The sequence below is a fragment of the uncultured Methanobrevibacter sp. genome (assembly GCF_947169325.1).
Taxonomy (GTDB): Archaea; Methanobacteriota; Methanobacteria; order Methanobacteriales; family Methanobacteriaceae; genus Methanocatella.
Genome location: NZ_CAMVPN010000111.1, coordinates 1 through 5,876, shown reverse-complemented (window position 1 = coordinate 5,876; position 5,876 = coordinate 1). Strand labels below are relative to the sequence as shown.

Sequence of the window (5,876 nt, the reverse complement as noted above, 5' to 3'; positions counted from 1 at the left end):
AATACAAAATACCCTTAAAAAGAAAGGGTATTATACAGGCTATAAGGTAAACGGTATCTACGATAAAAACACACAAAATTCAGTGAAACAATTCCAAAAGTCAAACGGATTAAAAGTAACTGGAAAAGTAGACCAAAAAACTGCAAAAAAACTAAAAATAATATGATTTAATTGAAACATCAAAAAAAAGAGCCAATTAAATTAGCTTTTGCTGTCTTTCTATATAACTTGGCTCTTTAACTTCTTTTATTTTTTCACCATCAACATTGCCTATTAATAATGGAGAATCAGGATTGTGAAGCCTGAAATTCCTTTTAGCCAATTTTGTAGAGAAATTTGCATAACAGTATAGAAATTATCCACTACTTTTTTGATTCTTGTTTGATATATTACAAACAAATAACGGTAAAAAAGTAGATGAATTATACACTACTTTTTAGTGAATTTTGTTTCACATATAACGAACAAATATTACTTGTCAAATTCTCTCAAACTAACAACATACCAATGAAATACTAAAGTAAGTTTTTTCTTGTATTTCTAATGAGAGAATTGGAATTTCAATGTTGCGAAATTTTACCAAATCTAAACTACATCTAATGCTACTGTCTGTATAAAGAAATTGCATTATGAACATTAAACAAATACATACAAACCATTAACAATAATAACTAAAATACATATTAATGTAAAAAAAGATTTTTAATAATCATATAAAATAAAAGTAAAAATATTTTACAGTGGTGACATGAATAAGACATTCATTACAAAAATGCCCAATCATATCGGTGCATTTTTAAAAGCAAGCAAATGCTTGTCCGATTTGGACATAAACATTACACGTGTGAGTTATAATAAATCTGTGGATTCTCATTTATTATTTATAGATGTTGAAGGCAGTCCGGAAAGTCTTGAAAAAGCGACTCAGGAACTAATGTCAATAGGTTATATCCACCAGGATTTGGATCATCGCGATGTAGTGCTACTTGAATTTAAGCTTAAAGATATCCCCGGCGCCGTTACACCAATTTTAGAACTAATCAGTGATTTTAATTTCAACATTACATATATCAGTTCCCAACAGACAGATAAGGAATTCCAGTTCTTTAAGATGGGCCTCGTTGTTGAAAACCAAGAAAATATCAACACATTCATCAAAAAAGCAAGCGAATTATGTCCAATTAAAGTAATTAATTCAGATTACGCCAATAAGATTTACGACAATAGCTTTTTTTACAACAACTTTGTAAATCAGATATCCTCCACAATGGATATCTCAGATGAATCCAAAAATGAACTGATCATCAATACAAACCTTGTGATGCAAATGCTTAACGAAAGCGGAGTTTTGCCGTTCCATACCTTTGACAGCATAAGCCGATTTACAGAAATCATTGCAGCTTCAAAAGGAGAGAATTTCACACCAAGAATAACAAACCATACGATAACCGAAAATAGCGAAATAAAACTTATCGAACCTCCCTGCGGAAGCAACATTGCAATCATAAAAAGCTATGGCAAGTACTTATTCATTGATACCGGATATGCCTGCTATGAAGAGGAAATGCTTTCAATCATCAAGGAAACCATCCCTGATTTTGACAATACTTCAAAAGAAGTATTCATCACCCATGCCGACGTTGACCACTGCGGACTGTTGCCCCTTTTTGACATTGTCTATACCAGCAGCAAAAGTGCAGAATCACTGAAATCAGAATATAACAATGAAAGCAATTTCCGTGAAAAAAATCCACTTCACAAACCATATCTCCGTATTTGCAATATATTAACTTCATATAAACCCGTTCCCCCTCAAAAAATTCAGGTTATAGGAGATGAACGAACAATAACAGAATCGCTTGAACAAACTGGAGTCTTTGATTTTGGTGAATTGCATTTTAGTCATTATGAAGGAAAAGGAGGCCATCTTCCAGGCGAATCAGTTCTAATTGATTTTGAACATAAAATTGCATTTACAGGAGACATTTTTATAAATATGAAAGACATGATTCCTAAACAGGCAGAATATAATAAATATGCCCCAATTTTAATGACATCTGTCGATTTTGATTCTGACCTTTGTCGAGAAGAAAGAAATGACCTATTTAATAAATTAAACACTGGAAAATGGCAAATCTTCGGAGGCCATGGCGGTAAAAAGATATATGAATCAAATTTACTGTGACTTACTCCCTTTTCATCAGCTTCCTATAATAGGTGTTTGTTTGGTATAACGCTCCCACAGGATTGTGTGCGAGCACCTTGTCCTTTGTCACAAGTGTTGTGCATAAAGCATCAGAATACTTATAGAAAAGACTATCATGACCTACGCATAACCCTATTATTACGTTAAGGTCTGTTTTTTCATTATTGAGTATTTTTGCCTGCAGTATCGGGTTGCACATTATATTTCCAGTCATGTTTGTTTTTTTATCATCTACTCCCGCCATTTCTGTTTTTTTCATTGCTCCGACTTTACATGCTACGGAATATACTTCAAAGTCGTGTTTGTCAAGGATTTTAGCAAATGTTTTGCTTTCTTCCATTAGCCCAACACAGGCAACTATTCCTATCTTATTCATTTTTAGTCTTTTGGCAAATTCTATGATTTCTTCTACTCTTGTGTATTTGCAGTAGAACTCTTCTTCTATTTCTGCTGAGATCATTGATATCTCTTTGTTGTTGTCTTCCTTGTAGAGTTTTTCAATTTCTATTATTTCATCACTTGTTAATTTTTTTGTTGGACAGAATTTAGGATATTCTGAATCTTGGTGTTTGCAGTTTATAATTCCACAATTGCTACATGAGTAATTTTTCATGATATTCCCCTCGATGATTATTCTATTCCCCTATATTTTTTTAATTTTTCTTAAAAAATAGTTATCCATACAATTTTGATAGTTTTAAAAAATATCTATTAAAATAATCTAGTTTGTGAATCAATATAACTTGGTTCGGAAACTTCCTTAACAGTTTCGCCCTCTTTAACCTCACCAATCAGCAATGGTGAATCAGGATTATGCAACTTTTGGTTCCTTTTGACTAACTTCATGTTGGAGTTGGCGTAACAATAATTGCTTGTCATCAATTGTTTATAAATAATTTCAGCATCTTACCCTCAACTTTTCCAATAATACTCAAGTAGTTACCTTTGCATCATTAGTTGGTTCAGGTTATGTCAGTGATTATAGTAGATGTTCAGGATTTGTATTTCCACCATCCCAGTTTCACCCAGTATAGATGAAAATATTTAATTATCATGATTTCTAAAAAAAGTAGTGTAGAGAGAACATAAGTATGACAACTTTCGCATGCCCTTTCATATAATACCTCAATTATGTTAATTAATAATATTTTACTTTTTTAAATTATATATAATTAATAGCTACTTTTTCTTTTCATGAATATTAATTCAAAATATTTGTATAAAGTTGATTGAAAAATATGCATAAGTGGTAGAACTTTTTCGTGAGTTTCAATGAAACAATGTTCTCTAACCTTTTTTACAACATCATTATCTTTAACATCACCAATCAACAAAGGAGAATCAAGATTATGCAACTTTTGGTTCCTTTTGACCATCTTCATGTTGCTGTTGGCATAATAATATAGAAATTATCTATCTCAAATTCGAGTCTGGTTTCATATAATACGAACAAACTATAACTAAAAGTAATAGAATTATCCATTACTTTGTGAATTTGTCCCCATATATATCAAAATATTTCATTTGACTATTCAGGTTTCATCATATCTCTTATAATCATTTTTGCAACATTTTTTCACATTGTAACCATCAATTCCATACGGAAACTATTTTAAAGTAGTATTTAAATTGGAATGTAAGTTTGCGTTAATAATATTTGATAATATTGATGTATAAGTTTCTTTGAAATCTTCAATCAGATTATTGGAATATTTATTTGAATTTGTGATTATTAACCTGTAATTTTCGCCGTTTTGGTAAATTTGAACAAAGAATTCCGTTATCTGATCACCATGGGAATTTAGGATATGATTCATGATTTCTTCAGAGCCAATATCATCAATGCCCTCCACATTATTAAAGTCATCTGCTATCCAATTTGGTACAAATTGGAATAGGATGTTAACCTCAAAATCATATTTTTGATAGAGTAACACAATTGGATAATAACTGTGCCTTGAAATTCCATAGACTGCATCGGCCATATCTTTCATAAACGAATTTATGCTTCTGTCTTTACAGTCTGCAACTAACGGCATTACATTGGATGTCATGCCTATGAAATTTTCGTTGAATCTGTCACGTCCATTTTCAATCATTGTGAATAATACTTTATCCCCATCTACAAATTGAGCGAGGGCATATGCAAATACACTTGTGAACAATACATTTTCACTAATTCCAGCATTATTTAAAAATGATTTGAATACCATTTTATCGAATTTTAAATCCCAGGTTGACGTGCTATATCCTTCAGATGAATCATCTTCCAATAATGTGCCCACATCATCAAGGGATGTTAATATTGGATAATAATATTCACTTGCCCCATCGAATTTTTCAGTACTTTTTATCTGATGTGTATAAGCTGATGATTTTAAGAAGGCATCATCGAAATCAACACTACCTCCGTCAAGAAGAATTTCGAAATCATGTTTGAATACTCCTGCAGAAGTTGCATCAAAAATGATGTGGTGAATTAGATAAAACAGGTAATATGATTCTTCAGTTTCAACGATCATGAACTTGGAGAGATTATTAAATATATCCATACTTTCAGCAAGGAACTCTATGATAGTGTCATTATCATCTTTGGATTTTACTGAAATCGGAGGCTTGTCTCCTTTTACCAGATATGGATATTCTCCTTTAAGCAATCGTATGACAGTTTTAATCATATTATAAATGCCGCTCACGTCTTTTAATCCGTATTTATTAATCAAATTCATGATTTTTTTGATTCCAAGTTTTTTAGCTATCTTTATTAAATCAATAATCGCATCCAAATTGCCAGTATCGTCTGCATCGTTTACTTCGTATATGTCGCTTAGGTGCATGCTCAAAATAGGATGAGCGTTTAACAGTTCATTTAAAGCATTAAGTATGTCTTCAAGGCAATATTTTTTAGAAATGGCAATATATCCAGGTATATGATAAGCATCCTTTTTATTATAAAGGATTACATCGCCAAATACATTAAGCTGAGCTGCATTCAATGGACAACCACTTTCCAAACTATAAATATCTAAATCAAATGAGAAATCAGTCATGTTTTTTGCAATTGCCTCCGGAGTGCGGAAAGTGAAGATATCTGCCATGGTAATATCATTGGATTCAATATATGACAGCAGCCTAATTGCAGTCAATGAATCTCCACCCAAACGAATGAAATCGTCATATATTCCGACTTTTTTCAAATTCAATGCCTTTTTGAAGGCTTCGACAATCTCTTTTTCATTTTCGTTTCTTGGGGCAACATATTCTACCTGCAGGCTTGTTTTGTCAATTTCAGGTAAAGCGCGTTTATCTACTTTCCCATTAACATTTAAAGGAATTGCATCTAATTTAACGACGTATGATGGAACCATATATTCAGGTTTATGTGCATTGACATAATCGCAAATGGAATCCTTCAATTCATCCCCATCCAAATCATTGTTTATTACAACATAGGCAACTAATTCATTATTTCCGTTATTTATAGTTGTTTGTACTGTGACGTCCTCAACACTGGTCATACTTCTTATTGATGATTCAACTTCTGTGAGTTCCACACGGTTTCCTCTTACTTTAACTTGGCCGTCACGACGGCCAACAATTCCCAAAGTGCCATCCGGCAAGAATCTTACCATATCTCCAGTTTTATAAATGCGCTCATAGCCTTTCTTAT

5 protein-coding genes are annotated in these 5,876 nt (G+C 32.2%); 1 reads left to right on the top strand and 4 read right to left on the bottom strand.

Features of this window, described 5'->3' with window-relative positions; translation table 11 throughout:
- Window positions 1–196: 196 nt before the first annotated feature.
- Window positions 197–322, bottom strand: a complete 126-nt coding sequence (locus tag Q0W26_RS11055) for a hypothetical protein (RefSeq protein ID WP_298525281.1) — start codon at window positions 320–322, stop codon at window positions 197–199.
- Window positions 323–748: 426 nt separating this feature from the next.
- Here Q0W26_RS11055 and Q0W26_RS11050 point away from each other — a divergent pair, with 426 nt between their 5' ends.
- A complete protein-coding gene (locus Q0W26_RS11050) occupies window positions 749–2,185 on the top strand; it encodes an MBL fold metallo-hydrolase (protein WP_298525278.1) in 1,437 nt (478 codons plus the stop codon).
- A gap of 1 nt (window position 2,186) precedes the next feature.
- Here the strand turns inward: Q0W26_RS11050 and Q0W26_RS11045 are convergent, their stop codons facing one another.
- From Q0W26_RS11045 to Q0W26_RS11035, 3 genes are all read right to left on the bottom strand, one after another.
- Window positions 2,187–2,819: a DUF1847 domain-containing protein gene (locus Q0W26_RS11045; RefSeq protein WP_298525275.1), complete on the bottom strand. Its 633-nt coding sequence runs from the start codon at window positions 2,817–2,819 to the stop codon at window positions 2,187–2,189.
- Window positions 2,820–2,917: 98 nt separating this feature from the next.
- The gene (locus tag Q0W26_RS11040) at window positions 2,918–3,085 is read right to left on the bottom strand and encodes a hypothetical protein (protein ID WP_298525272.1); all 168 of its coding nucleotides are present in this window, start codon (window positions 3,083–3,085) and stop codon (window positions 2,918–2,920) included.
- 728 nt (window positions 3,086–3,813) lie between these two features.
- The coding region (locus Q0W26_RS11035; RefSeq protein ID WP_298525269.1) for a condensation domain-containing protein at window positions 3,814–5,876 on the bottom strand (2,063 nt) is incomplete at its 5' end.